Origin of the sequence: Pseudomonas sp. P4795 (genome assembly GCF_048822895.1) — a bacterium.
In the GTDB taxonomy this organism is placed as follows: domain Bacteria; phylum Pseudomonadota; class Gammaproteobacteria; order Pseudomonadales; family Pseudomonadaceae; genus Aquipseudomonas.
In genome coordinates, this window is the sequence record NZ_JBMFBT010000004.1 from 186,568 (window position 1) to 208,548 (window position 21,981).

General features: G+C 61.1%; 19 protein-coding genes. 13 read left to right on the top strand and 6 right to left on the bottom strand.

From position 1 onward, the window contains the following. The first annotated feature begins 26 nt into the window (after positions 1–26). The 3 genes from ACOI8A_RS12960 to ACOI8A_RS12970 are packed head-to-tail and all read left to right on the top strand — an operon-like array spanning position 27 to position 3,729. Positions 27–734: a fimbria/pilus chaperone family protein gene (locus tag ACOI8A_RS12960; RefSeq protein ID WP_420649240.1), complete on the top strand. Its 708-nt coding sequence runs from the start codon at positions 27–29 to the stop codon at positions 732–734. Beyond that, entirely contained in the window at positions 734–3,178 is a 2,445-nt protein-coding gene (locus ACOI8A_RS12965) for a fimbria/pilus outer membrane usher protein (protein ID WP_420649239.1), read from the top strand. Before ACOI8A_RS12960 ends, ACOI8A_RS12965 begins: the two co-directional genes overlap by 1 nt. 14 nt (positions 3,179–3,192) lie before the next feature. Next, entirely contained in the window at positions 3,193–3,729 is a 537-nt protein-coding gene (locus ACOI8A_RS12970; protein ID WP_420649238.1) for a hypothetical protein, read from the top strand. A 6-nt stretch (positions 3,730–3,735) separates the two neighbouring features. Here ACOI8A_RS12970 and ACOI8A_RS12975 read toward each other — a convergent pair whose 3' ends face one another. Further along, positions 3,736–5,160 carry a PLP-dependent aminotransferase family protein gene (locus tag ACOI8A_RS12975; protein WP_420649237.1) on the bottom strand — a complete coding sequence of 475 codons (1,425 nt, stop codon included), beginning with the start codon at positions 5,158–5,160 and terminating at the stop codon, positions 3,736–3,738. 179 nt (positions 5,161–5,339) lie between these two features. On the opposite strand from ACOI8A_RS12975, the gene ACOI8A_RS12980 reads away from it, so the two are divergent. Continuing rightward, entirely contained in the window at positions 5,340–5,585 is a 246-nt protein-coding gene (locus ACOI8A_RS12980) for a DUF1127 domain-containing protein (protein ID WP_420649236.1), read from the top strand. 142 nt (positions 5,586–5,727) lie between these two features. Here ACOI8A_RS12980 and ACOI8A_RS12985 read toward each other — a convergent pair whose 3' ends face one another. After that, positions 5,728–7,038, bottom strand: a complete 1,311-nt coding sequence (locus ACOI8A_RS12985) for an NAD(P)/FAD-dependent oxidoreductase (protein WP_420649235.1) — start codon at positions 7,036–7,038, stop codon at positions 5,728–5,730. A 149-nt stretch (positions 7,039–7,187) separates the two neighbouring features. Here ACOI8A_RS12985 and ACOI8A_RS12990 point away from each other — a divergent pair, with 149 nt between their 5' ends. After that, positions 7,188–7,541: a YkgJ family cysteine cluster protein gene (locus ACOI8A_RS12990; protein WP_420649234.1), complete on the top strand. Its 354-nt coding sequence runs from the start codon at positions 7,188–7,190 to the stop codon at positions 7,539–7,541. A 113-nt stretch (positions 7,542–7,654) separates the two neighbouring features. On the opposite strand, the gene ACOI8A_RS12995 is transcribed toward ACOI8A_RS12990, so the two are convergent. Further along, positions 7,655–8,143, bottom strand: coding sequence for an Lrp/AsnC ligand binding domain-containing protein (locus tag ACOI8A_RS12995; RefSeq protein WP_010465173.1), 489 nt, complete (start codon positions 8,141–8,143; stop codon positions 7,655–7,657). Between the two features lie 166 nt (positions 8,144–8,309). Between ACOI8A_RS12995 and dadA the strand changes: the two genes are divergently transcribed. The 6 genes from dadA (at position 8,310) to ACOI8A_RS13025 (ending at position 14,617) form a co-directional block, all read left to right on the top strand. Then, a complete protein-coding gene (dadA, locus tag ACOI8A_RS13000) occupies positions 8,310–9,614 on the top strand; it encodes a D-amino acid dehydrogenase (RefSeq protein WP_420657761.1) in 1,305 nt (434 codons plus the stop codon). Beyond that, a complete protein-coding gene (locus ACOI8A_RS13005) occupies positions 9,586–9,939 on the top strand; it encodes a RidA family protein (protein WP_420649232.1) in 354 nt (117 codons plus the stop codon). The genes dadA and ACOI8A_RS13005 overlap by 29 nt, the downstream gene beginning before the upstream one ends. Positions 9,940–10,034: 95 nt before the next feature. Further along, positions 10,035–11,108 carry an alanine racemase gene (gene alr, locus ACOI8A_RS13010; RefSeq protein ID WP_420649231.1) on the top strand — a complete coding sequence of 358 codons (1,074 nt, stop codon included), beginning with the start codon at positions 10,035–10,037 and terminating at the stop codon, positions 11,106–11,108. An 88-nt stretch (positions 11,109–11,196) separates the two neighbouring features. Then, positions 11,197–11,745, top strand: a complete 549-nt coding sequence (locus ACOI8A_RS13015) for a cupin domain-containing protein (RefSeq protein ID WP_226500797.1) — start codon at positions 11,197–11,199, stop codon at positions 11,743–11,745. Positions 11,746–11,927: 182 nt separating this feature from the next. Further along, complete coding sequence (locus ACOI8A_RS13020; protein ID WP_420649392.1) at positions 11,928–12,341, top strand: c-type cytochrome; 414 nt, start codon at positions 11,928–11,930, stop codon at positions 12,339–12,341. Between the two features lie 350 nt (positions 12,342–12,691). Next, a complete protein-coding gene (locus ACOI8A_RS13025) occupies positions 12,692–14,617 on the top strand; it encodes an acetyl-CoA hydrolase/transferase C-terminal domain-containing protein (RefSeq protein WP_420649230.1) in 1,926 nt (641 codons plus the stop codon). 113 nt (positions 14,618–14,730) lie between these two features. Here the strand turns inward: ACOI8A_RS13025 and ACOI8A_RS13030 are convergent, their stop codons facing one another. Next, positions 14,731–15,303, bottom strand: coding sequence for a xanthine phosphoribosyltransferase (locus ACOI8A_RS13030; RefSeq protein ID WP_016772573.1), 573 nt, complete (start codon positions 15,301–15,303; stop codon positions 14,731–14,733). A 52-nt stretch (positions 15,304–15,355) separates the two neighbouring features. Beyond that, positions 15,356–17,365: a DNA helicase Rep gene (gene rep, locus ACOI8A_RS13035; protein WP_420649229.1), complete on the bottom strand. Its 2,010-nt coding sequence runs from the start codon at positions 17,363–17,365 to the stop codon at positions 15,356–15,358. A 265-nt stretch (positions 17,366–17,630) separates the two neighbouring features. On the opposite strand from rep, the gene ACOI8A_RS13040 reads away from it, so the two are divergent. Next, positions 17,631–19,304 (top strand): putative bifunctional diguanylate cyclase/phosphodiesterase, encoded by a 1,674-nt coding sequence (locus tag ACOI8A_RS13040; protein ID WP_420649228.1) that lies wholly within the window; start codon positions 17,631–17,633, stop codon positions 19,302–19,304. Between the two features lie 173 nt (positions 19,305–19,477). Here ACOI8A_RS13040 and ACOI8A_RS13045 read toward each other — a convergent pair whose 3' ends face one another. Then, a complete protein-coding gene (locus tag ACOI8A_RS13045) occupies positions 19,478–20,872 on the bottom strand; it encodes a NorM family multidrug efflux MATE transporter (RefSeq protein WP_420649227.1) in 1,395 nt (464 codons plus the stop codon). A 158-nt stretch (positions 20,873–21,030) separates the two neighbouring features. Between ACOI8A_RS13045 and ACOI8A_RS13050 the strand changes: the two genes are divergently transcribed. Further along, positions 21,031–21,951, top strand: coding sequence for a LysR substrate-binding domain-containing protein (locus ACOI8A_RS13050; protein WP_420649226.1), 921 nt, complete (start codon positions 21,031–21,033; stop codon positions 21,949–21,951). The last annotated feature ends 30 nt before the right edge of the window (positions 21,952–21,981 follow it).

The window sequence follows — 21,981 nt, forward strand, 5'->3', positions numbered from 1 at the left end:
CTGCGCGCTCGCCTGTGGACAACTACATGAACACCTTTGTGCGCAACGCCATCACCAGTGTGCTGCTGGTTGCCTTATGGGTGCCAGGGCCGATCCAGGCGGCCGGAATGGTTCCTGAAACACCGGTCGTGGTACTGGATGAAGCGGTCGGTGAGGCCGGGATCAATGTGTTCAACAGCGAAGCGCATCCAGCGCTGTTGCACACGTCTATCGAAGACGTGCCACAGGACACCGAGCCATTGTTGTTGCTGACGCCACCGGTTACCCGGGTCGAGCCCGGTGCCACCCAGCGTGTGCGTTTTATTTTGCGCAGTGCCGAGCCGTTGAAAACCGAGCGCCTGAAACGGGTCGTGTTCGAGGGTATTGCGCCGCAGGATTCATCCGGCAAGGCGCAAGTGAATTTCAGCGTGCGCCAGAACATCCCGGCGATCCTGCGCCCGGCCAATCTGCCGGTCGACCGTGAGCCATGGAAGCATCTGCTCTGGTCGCGCCAGGGCGCCGAGGTGCAGGTGCGCAATCCCAGCCCGTATGTCGTACGGCTGGGCCACGCGGTGAACGTGCTGCCGGGGCGGCAGGAGATGGATCTGGGGCGCACTTACGTGTTGCCCGGCGAAACACTGACATTGAGTGGGGCGGTCACGCCGGGCCAGGAAATGACGCAGGTGCGGCTGTTTCCAGTGACCACTTACGGTTTCGCCATTGAGCACTACGATGCACCGTTGGTGATGGACTGATGAACCGGCGCAGCCACTGCACCACTTGGCTGCTGCTCGCGCTCGGCGGCGAGTGGACGCCGAGTCATGCCGCTTCGAGCGAAACGCGCGCCCCCCTGCTGATGGTGCAGTTCAATCAGGACGTGCTCAAGTCGCGCGGGCTGGATCCGCGTGTGGCCGACTATTTCAGCCGGGCGTCGCGCTTTCGCGAGGGCGAGCAAGCAGTGACGCTATCGGTCAACGGCGCACCCAAAGGGCGCTTGCAGGTGACCTTCGATGCCGAGGGTGAATTGTGTTTTACGGCCTCTTTGCTGGAGCGTGGCGGCATCAGACATCCGCAGCCTGTTGCGCCCGTCCCCGGACCTGCATGCGAGCTGTTCGCTCAACGCTTTCCGGATGCCGTGGTGCGAGCCGATCCGTCGCGCGAACACGTCGAACTGCTGGTGCCGACCGATGTATTGCTGCCTGATAGCCCGGCGCGGCGCAACTTCGTCAATGGCGGCACGGCGGGACTGTTCAATTACGACGCGTTGATGCTCGGCAGCCGCTATGCCGGGCAATCCTCGCAGTACCGCAGCCTCAACGCCGAAGTCGGCCTGAATGCGGCGGACTGGGCTTTTCGCAGTCGTCAGGCGTATAGCGAGTCCGGCGGGCAGGGCCGGGTCGAGCATCTGTACGCCTACGCATCGCATACCTTCGAGCGCTATCAGGCCAATCTGCAATTAGGCCAGTTGAATATGCTCTCGCCGCTGTTTGCCGGCGAGGCCTTCAACGGTTTTCAGGTGCAGCCGGAACTGGCACTGATGGAGTTCGGCGAGGACAGCGCCTGTGCCCGGGTTGAGGGCATCGCCTATTCCGCAGCGCGGATCGAGGTGACGCAGAATGGTGCGCTGATCTACACCACCGTAGTGCCCAGCGGCCCGTTCACGCTGGTGGGTTTGCCGCTGCTGAGTCAAAACGTCGATTTGGAAGTCACGGTGCACGAAGAGGACGGCCAGCAGCGGCGGTTCATTGTGCCGGCTACGCAGCTGCGCGGGGCGCTGCCGGGGCGGGCGGCAGGCTATGGATTGGCCGCCGGGCAGGTGCGGCGCTATGCCGGGGACGAGCGCGATGCGCCGTCGTTTGTCGCGGCCAGCAAGGATTGGCAACTTGGCCCGCGCTGGCAGACCACCGGCGGAGCGATGCTTGGCAGCGGCTATCAGTCGTTGGGCTGGGCGATGCAAGGGGCGGTCGGTGATCGTCTGATACTGGGTGGCCGCCAGGTGATATCCCGGGCGCAGGACCAGGCGCTGTCCGGTACGCAGTTGCAATGGACCGCCAACGGTCTGCTCACCGAAGGACTGTCAGCCAGTCTCGCGCTGACTCAACAGACTCAGGATTTTCGTACGCTGTCGGACACCACTTGGGATGCGCGCAACGACCAGCCGTACCAGCGCGTGCGCAATCAACTGTCGGCGAATCTCAGTAGCAGCAGTCCGACCCTTGGCAGTTTATCCGGCAGCTATTCACGGTTCTCGATGTTTGACGGGACGGCCTCTTCACGCGTCGCGCTGGCCTGGTCGCAGAGCATCCGGCGGGCCAATGTGTCGCTGACTGTGGAACGCGATGTTGGAGGTGATGCGGATGATGCGCGCGGCACGGCGGCGTATCTGAGCGTCAGTCTGCCGTTGGGGCCGCGCCAGTCATTGCGCGGCTATGTGCGCAATGATCAGGTCAGCGGCACGCGCAGCGGTCTGCGCTTCAACGAGCACCTCAGCGATACCGTGGCCTACAGCGTCGGCGCCGAGCGCCCGGATCACGGCACCCTCGACTACAACGGGCGGCTCAACCTGCTGCCGCGTTACAGCCAGCTCGATATGGGCTATTCGCGCAGCGGCGCCGGCGATCAGACCTATGACGTTGGCTTGCGCGGCGGGGCGTTGGTGCATGCTGACGGCGTGACCCTCTCACCTTATCCACTGCGCGATACCTTTGCCTTGCTCAAGGCCGGCGACAGCGCCGGGATCAAGCTCAACACCCCGCGCGGCCCGGTCTGGACCGACTACGCAGGCCATGCAGTGGCAGCGAGCCTGCCGGCCTACAGCAAGGGCCGGGTGGAACTCGACACCGCCAGCCTTGGACGCAACGTCGATGTGCACAACGCTTATCAAGAAGTCGAGGCCGGACGCAACGCGGTGTCACGTCTGGCATTCGAGATAGTGACGACGCGGCGCCTGCTGTTGCAGGCGCGCACGGTGGATGAGGTGTTTTTGGGCAAGGGTTTCGGTGTGTTCGACGGTCAGGGGGAATACGTCACCAGCGTGCTGGCGGCCGGGCGGATTTTTCTGCCTGACGTTCAGCCGGGTCTCGAATTGCATGTCCTGCTACCGGAGGGACAACGCTGTCGTCTCGAGTTCTCCATGAGCGAGGAGCGTGATCTCGACGCACTGTATGAAACCGCGCAGGCCATCTGCCGGACTGTCTGAACAAGGAAAACAGCATGCACGGATTGAAAGCAGCGGCTCTGGGCGGGATATTGCTATGCCTGCCGATGTTCATGGAGCAGGCGCAGGCGAACCCCGATTGCACCATCAGACTCGGCCCTGCCACCATCGATTTTGGCTCGACCACCCGCGGGCAGTTGCTGGCGCAGTCGACTTCGGCGAACGTATTGAGCTTTGGTTTGCGTCGGGCGCAGGTCACTGTTCAGTGTGAACGGCCCGCCCCGTTGCGCATGGAACTGGTCGGGCCGGCGGCCGATGCCGCGCAATATCGCTTCGGCGCCGGTACGGTGCGGGTGCGTGTGCTGGCGCTGCGCATGGACGGCAAGCCGGTGCAGTGGCTGGGCGAGGGAGAAGGGCTGGATAGCGACGTTTTGCGTCCGGGTTCGCGGCTGACACCTGCGCTCGCCGGAACAGCAATCGAAGGCCAAAGTCTGGAAGTCGAGCTGGAGCTGGAGGCGCGTATCCCGACAGTGGCCAGCCGAGTCAGCGACCTGACCCGTTTCGAGGCTGACCTGGGGTTTCGCCTGCGCTGAGCCGGGTCAGCTGTGACTGTCAGCCAGCAGTCTGATCGCCGCTGCGCCTACCTTGCGCACCGCGTCTTCAATCTGCGGTGTCGGCTTGGCCGCGTAGTTCATGCGCAGGCAATTGCGGTACTTGCCCGAGGCGGAAAAAATGCTGCCGACGGCAATCTGTACGCCTTGATCGTGCAGCGCCCGATTCAGTTTCAGCGTATCGAAACCTTCCGGCAGTTCGACCCACAGCATGAAGCTGCCTTGCGGACGGCTGGCGCGCGTCCCAGCCGGGAAATAGCGCGTCACCCAATCAATCATCGCGTCACGATTGCGCTGGTATTGCATGCGCATCCGCCGCAGATGTGGCTCGAAGTGCCCGGCCTTGAGGAATTCGGCGATAGCGATCTGTGGCTGCGGCGCGGTGGAACCAGTGCTGATGTATTTCATGTGCAGCACTCGTTCCAGATACCGCCCCGGTGCGACCCAACCGATGCGCAGCCCCGGCGCCAGGGTTTTGGAAAATGAACTGCACAGCAACACCCGGCCGTCCTCGTCGAAGGATTTGATCGTGCGCGGACGCGGATAGGTGTAGGCCAGTTCGCCATACACATCGTCTTCAATGATCGCCACGTCAAACTTCTGCGCGAGGTTGAGCAGCGCGCGTTTGCGCGCCTCGGGCATGATGTAGCCGAGGGGGTTGTTGCAGTTGGGTGTGAGCTGGATAACCTTGATCGGCCATTGCTCCAGCGCCAGTTCCAGTGCTTCGAGGCTGATGCCGGTGAGCGGGTCGGTGGGGATCTCCAGCGCTTTCATGCCCAGCCCTTTGAGGGTCTGCATGGCGCCGTGAAAGCTCGGCGAATCCACCGCCACAATGTCGCCCGGCTCGCAGATCGCGTGGATGCTGGTGGACAGTGCTTCATGGCAACCGGTGGTCACCACCAGATCGCTGGCGTTCAACTGGCAGCCGGAATCGAGCATCAACCGCGCGATCTGCTCGCGCAGTTCGAGGGTGCCGTGGATGTTGTCGTAATACAGGCCGGGCATGTCCTGCCGGCGGCTGATTCGGGCGAGACCACGCAACAGCGGCTTCATGGTGGGTGAACTGATGTCGGGCATGCCGCGACCGAGTTGCACCACGTCTTTGCGCGGCACGGCGCGAATCAGTTCAAGCACCTGATCCCACTGCGAAATCTCCACCGGCCGCTGCGCCGGACGCCCGACCGCGGGCAGCTCAGGCAGCTCGCGACCGACCGGCACGAAGTAGCCAGACTTGGGTTTCGGCGTCGCCAGTCCGCTGTCTTCGAGCATGCGATAAGCCTGCTGCACCGTGCTCAGACTGACTCCATGTTCTACGCTCAAGGCGCGCACCGATGGCAAGCGATCGCCAGGGCGGTAGAAACCTTGTTCGATGCGCGTGCCGAGTAATCCGGCGAGGTTCAAATAAAGAGTCATGACACTGCCTCGATGCAGATGATTCGTTAAACCAGTACAGATGCGGCAAAAATCGACAATTCAGCGGCAGAACCAGCAAATCTGTATGGAGTTAATACAGTTGTGTTGAATCTGTAATGCTTTTGCCGACCCGCGCATCATGGAATCTCTGGCTACCCAAGTAAACAGGAGCGAAAAAAATGAACGGTTTGAGCGATGTGCGGCTGACGTTACACAGTCAGGAACTGGTGGCAGGGCAGGAGGACAGTGCATGGAATACAGCCCTGCGCAACGCGCCGTCCGGCCTGAGTCGCTGGGGACTGTTCTGGCATCGTCTGCACACGCGCAAGGCGTTATTGAGTCTGACGGCGGATCAGCTCGAGGATATCGGGCTGACGCGCGAGCAGGCGCAGGAGGAGGGCTTGAAGCCGTTCTGGCGGATCTGAGTTTTGTGTTGTTCTTGCGGGCCTCATCGCTGGCAAGCCAGCTCCCACAGGTTTCATGGTGAACACAAATGTTGTGAGCATCCGAGATCACTGTGGGAGCTGGCTTGCCAGCGATAGCGATTTCAAGGGCGCCGAAAAACTATCAGACCAGCTCTTTGAGGCGATGCCACAACATCCCCAGCGCCAGCAACGGCGAGCGCAAATGTTTGCCGCCGGGGAAGGTGATGTGCGGCACTTTGGCGAACAGATCGAACCCGCCGCTGTGCTGCCCGCTGATCGCCTCGGCGAGCAACTTGCCGGCCAGGTGCGTGGCATTCACCCCGTGACCGGAATAAGCCTGGGCGAAATACACATTCGGCTGATCCGCGAGCCGACCAATCTGCGGCAACCGATTGGCGCCGATGCCGATCATCCCGCCCCACTGATAATCGATCTTCACCCCGGCCAGTTGCGGGAACACTTCGAGCATCTTCGGCTGCATGTACGCGCCGATGTCCTGCGGATCGCGCCCCGAATAATGGCAGGCGCCACCGAACAGCAAACGCCGATCCGCCGAGAGCCGGTAGTAATCCAGCGCGACCCGTTGATCGCACACCGCCATGTTCTGCGGCAGCAGTTCGTGGGCCTGTTGTTCGCTCAGCGGTTCGGTGGCGATGATGTAGCTGCCGGCGGGCAGCACTTTGCCGCTGAGTTGCGGATTGAGGTTGTTCAAATAAGCGTTGCAGCCCAGCACCAGAGTCTTGGCGCGCACCGAACCGTGCGCCGCGTGGACACGGACTTCAGGACCGTAGTCGATGTGCGTAACAGCCGAATGCTCGAACAGTTTCACGCCCAGTTGCTGCGCGGCAGCGGCTTCGCCCAGCGCGAGATTGAGCGGATGCAAGTGCCCGGAACCCATGTCGATCAACCCGCCGATGTAGCGTTTGGAGCCGACCACGGTGTGCATTTCATCGGCTTGCAGCAGACGGGTTTGGTGGCGGTAACCGAGGCCGCGCAGTTCTTCGGCGTCTTCGGCAAACCCTTCGAGGTCGCGCGGCTTGTTAGCGAGGTCGCAATAACCCCAAGTCAGGTCGCACGGGATCTGAAAGCGTTCGACGCGCTGGCGGACGATCTCCACCGCTTCCAGGCCCATGAGTTTCATCTCGCGCACGCCGTCGGCACCGATCACGTTGGCGAACTGATCGAGGCCGTGGCCGACCCCGCGAATCAACTGCCCGCCATTACGGCCGCTGGCGCCCCAGCCGATCTTGTGCGCTTCGAGCAGCACCACGCTCAAGCCGCGCTCGGCCAGTTCCAGCGCAGTGTTCAACCCGGAGAAGCCGCCGCCAACCACGCACACGTCGGCAACCAGCTCGCCTTGCAGCACCGGATGATCGGGCTGCGGCAGGCTGCTGGCGGCGTAATAAGAGGCAACGTGCGGTTGGCTCGCGGTGGTGTGGGCGCGGGCAGTCATGGGCGTCATCCTGAGGCGGGGGGTGTCGAGAAAATTTGACGGAGCATAAGCCGCACGCCCGAAGGTGGGCAACACTGGTCGGGCGTTGCTGTCTGGATCGGGGGGTTTGCGGCACAATTGCCGCCTATTTCACGTTGGTTACCGCGTCGATGAGCTGCAACAGCGAGACAATCCGCACCCTGCGTCAGCAAATTCCCTCGTTCGACTGCGTGCCGGGCTGCCACGACTGCTGCGGGCCGGTTACCACGTCGCCGGAAGAAATGGCCCGCCTGCCGCGCAAGACCCGCGCCGAGCAGGATGCGGCGATGGAAGAATTGAACTGTGTGCATCTGGGGCCGAATGGCTGCACGGTGTATGGCGAGCGGCCGCTGATCTGCCGGTTGTTCGGCACCACCAAAACCTTGCCGTGCCCGAACGGGCGCGGGCCGGTGGAGTTGATTCATCCGCGCGTCGAGAAGCAGATTTTCGAATACATGGCGGAGAATCGGCAGGTTTTGGTTTAGTCAGTTACACCGGGTTGCTCCCATCGCTAGCAGGCTAGCTCCCACAGGGTTTTGTGTCGTAGCCGCAATTCAATGTGGGAGCCAGCCTGCTGGCGATGGCGGCACCGCTGATCTCAATCCGGAATCGGCAGGCACAGGCTCTCTTTGACTTCTTCCATCACGATGTAGCTCTTGGACTCGCGCACATGCGGCAGCTTGAGCAGGATGTCGCCCAGCAACTTGCGGTACGAGGCCATCTCGGAAATCCGCGCCTTCACCAGGTAGTCGAAATCCCCTGACACCAGATGGCACTCCAACACATGCGGCAGTTTCAGCACCGCGCGTCGGAACTCTTCGAAAGTGTCGCCAGATTTGTAGTCGAGGCTGATCTCGACAAACACCAGCAAGCTACCCTTCAAATGCTGCGGATTCAGCCGGGCGTTGTAGCCCATGATGATCCCCTCGCGCTCCAGCCGCCGCACGCGCTCGGTGCAAGGCGTGGTGGAGAGGCCGACCTTTTCACCCAGTTCGGTAAAGGAAATCCGCCCGTCCGCTTGCAAGATGCGCAAGATGTTGCGATCGATCTTGTCCAGCTCACGTTTGGTCTGAGTGTTGGTACGCATAGGGGATGCGCCTCCGTGAAAAGGGTTTTTGCCGAGAATTGTCGCCAAATATAGGCGCTTATACAGTGAAAAGCACTGGCAAATCTTTTTTACACTGCGCGCATCATTGCTCCGGCAATCGTTCTACCAACAGTCGTACGCGGCACGCCGCGATGAGGGATACAAAATGCGCGTTATGGTCTTGGGTAGCGGCGTCATCGGTACCGCCAGTGCTTACTATCTGGCCCGTGCCGGATTTGAAGTGGTGATGGTCGACCGCCAGCCAGCCGCGGCCATGGAGACCAGTTTCGCCAACGCCGGTCAGGTCTCGCCGGGTTATGCCTCGCCGTGGGCCGCGCCGGGCGTACCGCTCAAGGCCATCAAGTGGCTGCTGCAACGTCACGCTCCGCTGGCGATCAAGGCCACCGCCGACATCGACCAATACCTGTGGATGGCGCAGATGCTGCGCAACTGCACCGCCAATCGTTACGCAGTGAACAAAGAGCGCATGGTGCGTCTGTCCGAGTACAGCCGCGACTGCCTCGACGAACTGCGCGCCGAAACCGGCATCGCCTACGAAGGCCGCAGCCTCGGCACCACCCAATTGTTCCGCACGCAGGCGCAGCTCGACGGTGCCGCCAAAGACATCGCCGTGCTGAAGGAATCCGGCGTGCCGTTCGAAGTCCTCGACCGCGCCGGCATTGCCCGCGTCGAGCCAGCACTGGCGGGCGTCACCGACATCCTCGCCGGCGCGCTGCGTCTACCGAACGACCAGACCGGTGACTGCCAGATCTTCACCACGCGCCTCGCCGAAATGGCAGTCAATCTCGGTGTCGAATTCCGTTTCGGTCAGGACATCCAGCGCCTCGACTTCGCCGGTGATCGCATCAACGGTGTGTGGATCGACGGCAAGCTGGAAACCGCCGACCGCTACGTGTTGGCGCTCGGCAGCTACTCGCCGCAACTGCTCAAGCCGCTGGGCATCAAGGCCCCGGTTTATCCATTGAAGGGTTACTCGCTGACGGTGCCGATCACCAACCCGGCGATGGCCCCGACGTCGACCATTCTCGACGAGACCTACAAGGTCGCGATCACCCGTTTCGACAACCGCATCCGCGTTGGCGGCATGGCCGAGATCGCCGGTTTTGACCTGTCGCTGAATCCGCGCCGCCGCGAAACCCTGGAGATGATCGTCAACGACCTTTATCCTCAGGGCGGCAATCTGGCCGAGGCGAGTTTCTGGACCGGCTTGCGTCCGACCACGCCGGACGGTACGCCGATCGTCGGTGCGACCCCGTTCAGCAATCTGTTCCTCAACACCGGTCACGGCACGCTCGGCTGGACCATGGCCTGCGGTTCGGGCCGTTTGCTGGCAGATCTGATGGCGAAGAAAACGCCGCAGATCAGCGCCGCCGGCCTCGATATTTCCCGTTATGGCAACAAACCTCAGGAGTCCGCAAAACATGGCAATCCAGCGCCAGCTCACCAATGAGCGCATGAGTCAGATCGTCAGCCACAACGCTACGGTGTATCTGTCCGGGCAGGTCGGCGATGACTTCGACGCCGGAATTGAACAGCAGACTCGCGAAGTACTGGCCAATATCGAGCGCTTGCTCGATCTGGCCGGCACCGATAAACAGCACCTGCTGTCGGCGACCATCTACCTCCACGACATCGCGGCGCACTTCGCCGGGATGAATTCGGTGTGGGATCAGTGGTTGCCCAAAGGCGCCGCCCCGGCCCGCGCTACCGTCGAAGCGAAGATGGCCAAGCCGAGCATTCTGGTTGAAATCTCGATTGTCGCTGCGTTGCCGTAACCCGCTGTAAAGATCCCTCTCCCGGTGCTGTTGGCGGTTCACGTCGTCAGCCAGCGCCGGTTTTTATTCCCATGACCGCCTAGAAGTCTGCCGCCATGCGTCCTGCCCGTGCCCTGATCGACCTTCAAGCCCTGCGCCACAACTACCAGATCGCCCGTGAACTCACCAAGGCCAAGGCCCTCGCGGTGATCAAGGCGGATGCCTACGGCCATGGCGCGGTGCGTTGCGCCCAGGCGCTGGAAGGCGAGGCCGATGGTTTTGCAGTGGCGTGTATCGAAGAAGCGCTGGAGTTGCGAGCCGCCGGGATTCGCGCACCGATCCTGCTGCTTGAAGGTTTTTTTGAAGCCGATGAGCTGGCGCTGATTGTCGAGCATGATTTCTGGTGCGTGGTGCATTCGCTGTGGCAGCTCGAAGCGATCGAACAAGCCGCACTTAGCAAGCCGATCAGCGTGTGGCTGAAACTTGATTCGGGCATGCACCGCGTTGGCCTGCATCCGAAAGATTATCCGGCGGCTTATCAGCGTCTGCTGGCCAGCGGCAAGGTTTCGAAAATTGTCTTGATGAGCCACTTTGCCCGCGCTGATGAACTGCACCAGCAGAGCAGCGCCGATCAGGTCGCAGTGTTCGAGGCCGCGCGCCAGGGTTTGGCTGCCGAAGTCAGTCTGCGCAACTCGCCGGCCGTATTGGGCTGGCCGCAGATCCACAGCGACTGGGTGCGCCCGGGCATCATGCTCTACGGCGCCACACCGTTCGAAGAAGCCCACACCGTGGCCGGGCGTCTGTTGCCGGTGATGACCCTCGAATCGAAAGTCATCAGCGTGCGCGAACTGCCGGCGGGCGAGCCGATCGGCTACGGCGCGAATTTCATCACCGACAAGCCGATGCGCATTGGCGTGGTGGCTATGGGTTATGCCGACGGTTACCCGCGTCAGGCACCTACCGGCACGCCGGTTCTGGTGGCGGGCAAACGCAGCCGATTGCTCGGTCGTGTGTCGATGGACATGCTCTGCATCGACCTCACCGATGTGCCGCAAGCGGACCTCGGTTCAACGGTCGAGTTATGGGGCAAGAATATCCTCGCCAGTGAAGTGGCGAAGTGTGCGGGCACCATTCCCTACCAGATATTCTGCAACCTGCGCCGGGTGCCAAGGCTCTATTCCGAGGGTTGACGCCCAAGCGGGGGCGAAGTGTTGTAAATACTGAACGCTGTCGCCATGATAACGCTCAATATTTCTACAACATCTGGAGGCTCCCACATTGGACGTCGGTGAACGACTGCAATCGATTCGCAAGCTCAAAGGGCTTTCCCAGCGTGAACTCGCCAAACGCGCGGGCGTCACCAACAGCACCATTTCGATGATCGAAAAGAACAGCGTCAGCCCTTCGATCAGTTCGCTGAGGAAAGTTCTGGGCGGGATTCCCATGTCCATGGTCGAGTTCTTTTCCGAAGAAATCCTGCAGGAAATCCCGACCCAGATCGTCTACAAGGCCAATGAGCTGATCGACATCTCGGACGGCGCCGTGACCATGAAACTGGTCGGCCGCGCGCACCCGAGCCGCGCCATCGCGTTCCTCAATGAAATCTACCCGCCGGGCGCCGACACCGGCGAAGAAATGCTCACCCACGAAGGCGAGGAAACCGGGATTCTGGTGGAAGGCCGACTGGAACTGGTGGTGGGGCTTGAAACTTTTATCCTCGAAGCCGGCGACAGCTACTACTTTGAAAGTACCAAGCCGCATCGTTTCCGCAATCCGTTCGATGCACCGGCGCGACTAATCAGCGCAGCCACGCCGGCGAATTTTTAAGCAAAGAGGCGCCAGGCCATTACGGCGAAGGCACCCGCAACGTTTTACCGATTCACAACAAGACCCCTTTAACCATGGGGTTGTTTCAGTGTGGCGGGCTAACCGCTATACTTGCGCCCGCCTGCGAACCGTGGCCGCAGGCGTGAATAGCCACCATTGAGGGTGAACGCGTGAATCTAATTATGAAAATGCTGGCCGTACCAGCAACCGTACTGGCCCTCTGGGCTGCCAGCGCTCAAGCTGCGACGAACGACAACATTGCCAAACGCCTCGAGCCAGTCGGCCAGGTGTGTGTTCAGGGTCAGGAATGCAAGGGCATGGAAGTGGCTGTGAGTGCCGGCGGCGGTGATGCCAAGACGCCTGACTCGATCATTGCCAAACATTGCAACGCTTGCCACGGCTCCGGCCTGTTGGGCGCACCGAAAATCGGTGACACGGCCGCCTGGAAAGAACGTGCCGACAAGCAGGGCGGTCTCGACGGCATCCTCGCCAAGGCCATCACCGGCATCAACGCCATGCCGCCGAAAGGCACCTGTGCCGATTGCTCCGACGCCGATCTGAAAGGCGCGATCGAGAAGATGTCCAACCTGAAGTAAGGCGCTCTTCTGACAAAAAAACCGTCTTCGGACGGTTTTTTTGTGCCTGCGATTCAAGAGCCCCTCACCCCAGCCCTCTCCCGGAGGGAGAGGGGGCCGACCGAGGTGTCTGGCGTTCTACATCGACCTGAAAGAGCTTATCGATTATGGATTCGGCAGAGCCGTTTCAGGTCGACGTATGCCTTCAGCATCCCCCAATCGGTCCCCTCTACCTCTGGGAGAGGGCTAGGGTGAGGGCAACGATCTGAAGCCCTACCAACATCCCGATCCAATCCCCGGGCTGGTCATTGCAGCAAACTCAAGGCAATCTCGGTCGTACCTCTATTCACGGAACGGGCGGGAGGCTTCAGATGGTGCAGTTGTGTTCGATCGAACAAGCAGTGGACGACGTGCTGGCGCGGTTGCCGGCGCATATCCACATGGGTATGCCGCTGGGTCTGGGCAAGCCCAATCACTTCGTCAACGCGTTGTACCGGCGCATCGCAGCCCTGCCCGAGCGGCAACTGACGATCTACACCGCCCTGTGCCTCGGTCGTCCGACCTTGGGCGATGGCTTGCAGAAGCGCTTCATCGAACCCTTCGTCGAGCGCGTATTTGGTGACTATCCGGAGTTGGCGTTCCTCGCCGACCTGCACCGCGACAGCCTGCCGCCCAACATCCGTATTCAACAGTTTTTCATGCAGCCCGGCAGCCTGCTCAACAGCGCGCCGGCCCAGCAGGATTACGTCAGCAGCAATTACAGCCACGCCGCCCGTGACATCAACGCCGCCGGCTTGAATCTGGTGGCGCAGTTGGTCGCGAGCAGTAGCGAACATCCGGATCGTCTCAGTCTGAGCTGTAACCCGGACATCACCCTCGACCTGCTGCCGATGATCGCCAAGCGCCGCGAAGCCGGGGAAACCATTCTGCTGGTTGGCCAGGTACACACCGATCTGCCGTACATGCCGGGCGATGCGGAAGTCGACATCGATGCTTTCGACTTTCTGATCGACGAAAAGGACAGCTCCACGCTGTTCTCCACGCCGAACATGCCCGTGGGTTTTCAGGATCACTTCATCGGTTTGCACGCGAGTACGCTGGTGCGCGACGGCGGCACGCTGCAGATCGGCATCGGTTCGATGGGCGATGCGCTCACCGCCGCGTTGCTCGCGCGCCAGGCCGACAATGCCGGTTATCAAGCGTTGTTGGCCGACATCAATCTCAGCCAATGGGCGCAACTTATCCACAAGGAGGGCGGCACTGAGCCGTTCGCTAAAGGTCTGTACGGTTGCAGCGAAATGTTCGTCAACGGTCTGCTGGTGCTGGCGGATGCCGGGATCATTCGGCGCAAGGTCTACCCGGACGTACCGACGCAACAACAGGCCAACGCAGGCACCCTCGATGAGGCGGCGCAAACCGACGGCATTTCGGTGCATGGCGGCTTCTTTCTCGGCCCGCGCAGTTTTTATGAGCGCTTGCGTGAGTTGCCGCAGAGCAAGCGTCTCGAATTCAACATGACCCGCATCAGCTACATCAACGAGCTGTACGGTCAGGAAGAGCTCAAGCGATTGCAGCGCCTCGATGCGCGCTTCATCAACACCGTGTTCACCATGACTCTGCTTGGCGCGGGAGTGGCTGATCAACTGGAAGACGGGCGGGTGCTCAGCGGCGTTGGCGGGCAATACAACTTTGTCGCCCAAGGCCATGCGCTGGAAGGCGCGCGTTCGGTGCTGATCCTGCGCAGCTGGCGCGAGTCGGGTGGCGATGTCAGTTCGAATATCGTCTGGGAATACGGTCATTGCACCATCCCCCGGCATTTGCGCGACATCGTGGTCACCGAGTACGGCATCGCCGATCTGCGCGGCAAGACAGATTCAGCGGTGATCGAGGCGTTGTTGAACATCAGCGATTCACGCTTCCAGCCGGGGCTGATCGAGCAGGCGCAGAAAGTCGGCAAACTGCCGAAGGATTTCCGCATCGATCCACGTTTTGCCGACAACACGCCGCAGCGTTTGCAGGCGATTGCCGCAAAACATCCGAACCTGTTTCCGGAATATCCGCTGGGTTGTGATTTCACCGAGGTGGAACGCGATCTGTTGCGCGCGCTGAACTGGCTGAAGAGCAAGTTCAAGCTGACGGAGATTCTGGAGTTGGGCAAGGCAGCGCTGGATGCGCCCGAGGCTTCGATGTTTCCTGAGCATCTGGAGCGGATGCAACTGAGCAGTCCGGAAGGTCTGAAAGAAGACCTGTTTCAGCGCCTGCTACTGACAGGCTTAAAGGCTACGATCAACACATAACCTTTAGGAGCTGCGGCACGCTGCGATCTTTTGATCTTGATCTTTGAAACAGATCAAAAGATCGCAGCCTCGTTTCACTCGACAGCTCCTACAGGGGGGGCTGCCGGGGCGGGTTATTCGATGAAGGTTACAACGCCATCCTTCAACGACTGCACGCGAGCCAGCGACTCAACGCGATAGCCCTGCGAGTCCAGCTCGGCACGCCCGCCCTGGAACGATTTCTCGATCACGATACCCAGACCGGCGACGGTAGCGCCAGCCTGCTTGATGATCGAAATCAGCGCCTGCGACGCCTTACCGTTGGCCAGAAAGTCGTCAATGATCAGCACGCGGTCGCTGCTGGTCAGGTGGCGCGGGGAAATCGCCACGGTGCTTTCGGTCTTCTTGGTGAACGAGTAAACGGTCGCCGACAGCAGGTTTTCAGTCAGGGTCAGGGACTGTTGCTTGCGGGCGAAGATCACCGGCACGCCGAGGTTCAGACCGGTCATGATCGCCGGGGCAATGCCCGAAGCTTCGATGGTGACGATCTTGGTGATGCCCGAGTCCTTGAACAGCGCGGCGAATTCGTCACCGATCAGCTTCATCAGAGCCGGGTCGATCTGGTGGTTCAGAAAGGCGTCGACTTTCAGGACCTGATCGGAAAGCACGATGCCTTCTTCGCGGATTTTCTTGTGCAGTGCTTCCATGAAGCTGTCCTCGTTCGGCGCATGCGCGCCTGATCAAAAAAAGTGGTCAATTCTAGCGCTTTAACATCGCGCGTATATCCGCCAATGCGCTGTTGCCGCGCACGACTTTGACTTCGGTCGGTGTGTCGTCGTTGCCTTCCCATGCAAGGTCGTCCGGCGGCAGCTCATCGAGGAAGCGACTTGGCGCGCAATCGATGATCTCGCCGTACTGTTTACGCTTGGCGGCGAAGGTGAAGGCCAGGGTCTGGCGCGCGCGGGTGATGCCCACGTAGGCCAGGCGGCGTTCTTCTTCGATAGTGTCGGCTTCGATGCTGGAGCGGTGCGGAAGGATTTCCTCTTCCATGCCCATGATGAACACGTAAGGGAATTCCAGACCCTTGGACGCATGCAAGGTCATCATCTGCACGCCTTCGGCGCCATCTTCCTCTTCCTGCTGCCGCTCGAGCATGTCGCGCAGGACCAGTTTGCCGATGGCGTCCTCGACGGTCATTTCGCCTTCTTCGTCCTTCTCGAGGGTGTTTTTCAACGCCTCGATCAGGAACCAGACGTTGCTCATCCGGTAGTCCGCAGCCTTGTCGCTGGAACTGTTGGTGCGCAGCCAGTTCTCGTAGTCGATGTCCATGACCATGCTGCGCAGCGCCGAGATCGGGTCTTCGCCGGCGCACTGCTCGCGCACTTTGTCCATGAAGCGCTTGAAGCGCGACAGGCGATCGGTGAAGCGACTGTCGAGATGTTCGCCCAGACCGATTTCGTCGGTGGCGGCGTACATCGAGATCTTGCGCTCGGTGGCATAGTTGCCGAGTTTTTCCAGGGTGGTCGAGCCGATTTCGCGGCGCGGCACGTTGATCACCCGCAGGAAGGCGTTGTCGTCGTCCGGATTCACGATCAGGCGGAAGTAGGCCATCAGGTCTTTGACTTCCTGACGGCCGAAGAAGCTGTTGCCGCCGCTCAAACGATACGGCACCTGATGGTGCTGCAACTTCAGCTCGATCAGCTTGGCCTGGTAGTTGCCGCGATAGAGGATCGCGAAATCGCTGTACGGGCGGTCGGTGCGTAAGTGCAGGCTGAGGATTTCCATGGCCACGCGCTCGGCTTCGGCGTCCTCGTTGCGGCAGCGGATCACGCGGATCTCGTCGCCGTGACCCATTTCACTCCACAGCTGTTTTTCGAATTCGTGCGGGTTGTTCGAGATCAGCACGTTGGCGCAACGCAGAATGCGGCTGGTGGAGCGGTAATTCTGCTCGAGCATCACGACTTTCAGGGACGGGTAATCGTCCTTGAGCAGCATCAGGTTCTCCGGCCGAGCGCCACGCCAGGCGTAGATCGACTGGTCATCGTCGCCGACCACGGTGAACTGATTGCGCGTGCCAATCAGCAGCTTCACCAGCAAATACTGACTGGCGTTGGTGTCCTGATATTCGTCCACCAGCAGGTAGCGGACTTTGTTCTGCCACTTCTCGAGGATGTCGGGGTTGTCCTGAAACAGCTTCACCGGCAGCAGGATCAGGTCGTCGAAGTCCACCGCGTTGAACGCCTTGAGCGTGCGCTGATAGTGGGTGTAGACGATGGCGGCAGTCTGTTCCTTGGGGTTGCGCGCGTTTTCCAAGGCTTCGGGCGGCAGGATCAGGTCGTTTTTCCACGAGCCGATCATGTTCTTGATCTCGTCGACGCCGTCGTCGCCCGCGTATTCCTTTTGCATGATGTCGGTCATCAGCGCTTTGACGTCAGTCTCGTCAAAGATCGAGAAGCCCGGTTTGTAGCCCAGCCGCACGTGTTCCTTACGGATGATGTTCAGGCCCAGGTTGTGGAAAGTGCACACTGTCAGGCCACGGCCTTCGCCGCCCTTGAGCAGGGTGCCGACCCGCTCCTTCATCTCGCGCGCGGCCTTGTTGGTAAAGGTCATGGCGACAATGTACTGGGCGCGGATGCCGCAGTTCTGGATCAGGTGCGCGATTTTGCGCGTGATCACGCTGGTCTTGCCGGAGCCAGCGCCGGCGAGCACCAAAAGAGGGCCGCCGACGTAGCTCACGGCTTCTTGCTGCCGGGGATTGAGTCGGGACATAGAAAAATTCGGGAGTCGTTGACGAAATGGGCCGGCATTTTAACAGGCTCAGCGAATTGTGCTGCTCTGTCCGACTTGTGACGCAATACGCGATTCAAATTTGCCGGTTTTGCTACTTTCACGCAGGATGCGGGGTGATTTTGCGGCTAATGTTCTCACTCATGACACACAGTGCGGTTTTTGATAACTGTTGTCATTTGGACATTGCTCTGCGCAACGGCATAATGCCCGCCGCCCACATCATTGCAGAGTCTAGGGAGTCAGCTTGACTACGCCTGTCGAACCCTTGCGTTTGCTGCTACTGGCCGAAGAGCCAGCGTGGACAGCGTTATTACGCGAGTGTCTGGCTCCCATGGGGAGCGCGGCAGTGCTGATCAGCGCGCCGAGCTGGGAGTCGGTCAGCCGCCTGTTCGAAGACAACCGCAATGCGGTGTTGTTGACCATTGCGGCGTTGCAACCGGCACCCGGCCGCTGCAACCTGCCGACCGTGTTGCTGCTGGAGCACGAACCGGCGGCTACGCCTGATGGCGTCAGTGACTGGCTGGTGCGTGATGCGCTCGATCCCGACATGCTGCGTCGTTGTCTGCGCCATGTGCGCGAACGTGGCGTGCTGGAAAATACTCTGCAACGCCTCGCCGAGCAGGATCCGCTGACCGGCATCGCCAACCGTCAGGGCTTCCAGACACTGCTGACCGCGCGCCTTGCCGAAAACGACGGTCGCGGCCTGGCTCTGGGGCATCTCGATCTCGACAATTTTCGTCACGCCAACGACGCACTCGGCCATCAGGCCGGCGACCGTTTGATCCTGCAAGTGGTCGCGCGGCTGAAAAGTCAGCTGGAGGCGGGTGATCAACTGGCACGTCTGGGCAGCGATGAATTTGCCTTGCTGATCGACACCCGCCGCGCGCCGCAACGCGCCGAGTGGATTGCCGAACGCATCACCGAAGCCTTGGCCGAACCCTATTGGGTCGACGGCGAAAGCCTGTTGATCGGCTCCAGCCTCGGCATCGCGCATGCCCGCGCGCAGGGCGGCGCCGATCCACTGATGTGGCACGCGCACATCGCCATGCAGCAGGCCAAAAGTACTCAGGGCTGCACCTTTCATATCTTCAACGAACGCATCAACCGCAACGCGCGGAGCATGGCCGATCTCGAAAGCGAGCTGCGCCGGGCCTTGCGCCGCGATGAGCTGGAGTTGCATTACCAGCCGCGCCTGAACATGGCGGATGGGCAAATCGTCGGCCTCGAAGCCCTGGTGCGCTGGCGTCACAGCGAACGCGGCCTGCTGCCACCGAGTGAGTTTGTGCCGCTGGCCGAGCAGAGCGGGCTGATCGTGCCGCTGGGGTACTGGGTGATTTCCCGTGCGTTGCGCGACATGCAGGCGTTGCGTGAACGCGGTCTGCCGGCGCTGCACATGGCGATCAACCTGTCGTTCCGCCAGTTTCAGGACAGCCAGTTGCTGCCGACGCTTAGTCGTCTGATCGCTGAGCGCGGGGTCGAGGCGCAGTGGCTGGAATTCGAACTCACCGAAACCGCCGTGATGCGCCGCAGCGACCTGGTCAAGCAGACCATGGACGCCCTCGGCCGGCTCGGCGTGCGTTTTTCGCTGGATGACTTCGGCACCGGGTTCTCGTCATTCGTGCACCTCAACAGCCTGCCGATCACCTTGCTGAAGATCGACAAGAGCTTCGTCGGCGGCATGGAACAACGCGAAGAGAACCGTAAACTGGTGCACGCGATGATCAACCTCGCGCACAACCTGCATCTGGAAGTGGTCGCGGAAGGCGTGGAAACCCAGGAGCAGCTGGAGCTGTTGCGCGGGTTTGGATGCGATCAGGTGCAGGGGTATCTGATCAGCAAGCCGTTGCCGCTGGCTGAGTTGGTTGAGTATTTATCCTTCGATGCGAGCCAGCAGACGCCACTCGAAATCGTGAGCTGAGCACATCCCCGGGAGCTTTTGTGGCGAGGGGATTCAGCGAAACGTCGCACCGCCCCGTTCGGCTGCGCAGCAGTTGTGAAATCAACGCGCGCGGTAATCCTGACTTACCGCGATTGCAGGTTTTGGGGCGGCTTCGCCACCCAACGGGGATAAATCCCCTCGCCACATTGGTGTCAGTCAGTCTGGGCAGCTGTGTACTGATGCGTAGCAGGCTCGCGCCGAATCATCCGCTTCATCTTCCACTCGAATGCCAGCGTCAGACTCACCGCCGCACACGCCAGCCCCAGCGCCAGCCCCCACCAGACGCCCGTTGGCCCCCAGTGCAGATGGAAGGCCATCAGCCACGCCGCCGGTGCGCCGATCAGCCAGTAACAACCGAGACCAACGAGGAACGTGGTCTTGGCATCCTTGAGTCCACGAATGGCGCCCATGGCGATCGTCTGCGTGCCATCGAACAGCTCAAACCACGCGGCGACTGCCAACAGGCTCACGGCCAGTTGAATCACCTCGGAAAATGCCGGGTCGTTGTGATCCAGGAATAAGCCGACCAATTGATTCGGCAACAGCCAGAACACCATCGCAAAGGCCAACATCACCACCGCTCCGAATACGATCCCGACCCGGCCGGACATCCGAGCATCATTGAGTTGCCCGGCGCCGTAATGCTGGCCGATGCGCATGGTGATCGCGTACGACATCCCCGCCGGCACCATGAACGCCACCGAGACAATTTGCAGCGCAATCTGGTGCGCACCGAGCTGCGTGCTGCCCATGGTGCCCATGCACAACGCCGCGAAAGCGAACAGGCCGACTTCCACCGCATAAGTGCCGCCGATCGGCAGACCCAGACGCCACAGCTCTTTGAGGTACTGGCGGTTCGGCCGCGACAAGCCCTGACGCAACGGATAAGCGTCGTAGGCCGGATGCCGACGAATGTGCCAGGCCAGCCCCAGTGCCATGCAGTTGGCGACAATCGCCGTGACCAGGCCGATGCCCATCAAGCCGAGTTTCGGCAGGCCGAACATGCCGGTGATCAGCGCGTAATTCAGCAGAAAATTCGCGACCGTGCCCACCAGGCTGATAACCATCACTGGCGTCGCGCGGCCGATGGCGCTGGTGAAGCCGCGCAATGCCATGAAGCTCAGGTAGCCGGGCAGGGCAAACGGCAGCGCGATGAGAAATTGCCCGGCGGCAGTGACGTTGGTTTCGGTCTGGCCGAACAGCAGCAATACCGGTTCCAGGTTCCACAGCAGCAGACCGGCACCGAGCGCCATCAGCCACGCCAGCCACAGACCGGCCTGAGTCAGTTTGGCAGCGCCGACAATATCGCCGGCACCTTTGCGGATCGACACCAACGTGCCGACCGCCGCGATCACGCCGATGCAGAAGATCGACACGAACGAATAAGTCGCCGCGCCCAGCCCGCCGCCGGCCAAGGCTTCGGGGCTGAGGCGGGCCATCATCAGGGTGTCGGTCAGCACCATCAACATGTGCGCCAACTGCGAGGCAATCAACGGCCCCGCCAGCCGCAGGATGGCCCAGAGTTCGGTACGCACAGGTCGCTGCATGGTCATCACATCCATTTAATCGAGGGGGCAAGAGACCGTCGATTCTCGGCCTTCAACAGGCTTTGCACAAAGGGATAAAAAGGATGGGTAGCATGATTAAAACTCATCCAGGCGTGATTCTGCTAAGTTGGCCACATCCCGCAATTGGAGCCTGATCCATGTCCCGTCGCCTGCCTCCCTTGTATGCCTTGCGCGCATTTGAAGCGGCAGCGCGGCACAGTTCGTTTACCCGCGCGGCTGAAGAGTTGTCGATCACCCAGAGCGCGGTCAGTCGGCATATTCGTACGCTGGAAGAGCATTTCGCCTGTCGGCTGTTTCACCGCAGCGGACGCAATCTGCAACTGACCGAGTCGGCGCGCATGCTGTTACCGGGTATCCGCGATGGCTTCACTGCGCTGGAGAGAGCCTGTAATACCCTGCGCGCCGAAGATGACATCCTGCGCATGAAAGCCCCCTCGACCCTGACCATGCGCTGGTTGCTGGCGCGCCTGAGCCGCTTCCGTCATCTGCAGCCGGGCAATGAGGTGCAACTGACCAGTGCCTGGATGGACATTGATTCGGTGGATTTCAATGATGAGCCGTTCGATTGCGCAGTGCTGCTGAGCAACGGCCATTTTCCGCCGGACTGGGAGGCGAGTTATCTGTTCCCCGAAGAGCTGATCCCGGTTGGCGCGCCGAATCTGCTCAACGATCAGCCGTGGGACGTGGCGCGGCTGGCCAGCGCGGAATTGCTGCACCCGACACCGGATCGTCGCGACTGGCGCAACTGGCTGCTGCGCATGGGCCTGGCCGATCAGGTCTCGCTCAAGGGCGGGCAGGTCTTCGATACCCTGGAACTGGGCATGATTGCCGCCGCTCGCGGGTACGGCGTCTCCATGGGCGATTTGCTGATGGTCGCCGAGGATGTGGCGCAAGGCAGGTTGAGTTTGCCGTGGCCGACAGCGGTTGCCAGCGGGGAAAATTATTATCTGGTGTGGCCGAAAACTCGACCGGGAGGTGAACGTTTGCGCCGCCTCAGCGACTTCCTGCAAGGCGAAGTGCGCGCCATGGCGCTGCCGGATGTCACGCGCTTGAGCTGAAACGTTCGAGCCTGCACAATGCCGGCCTTT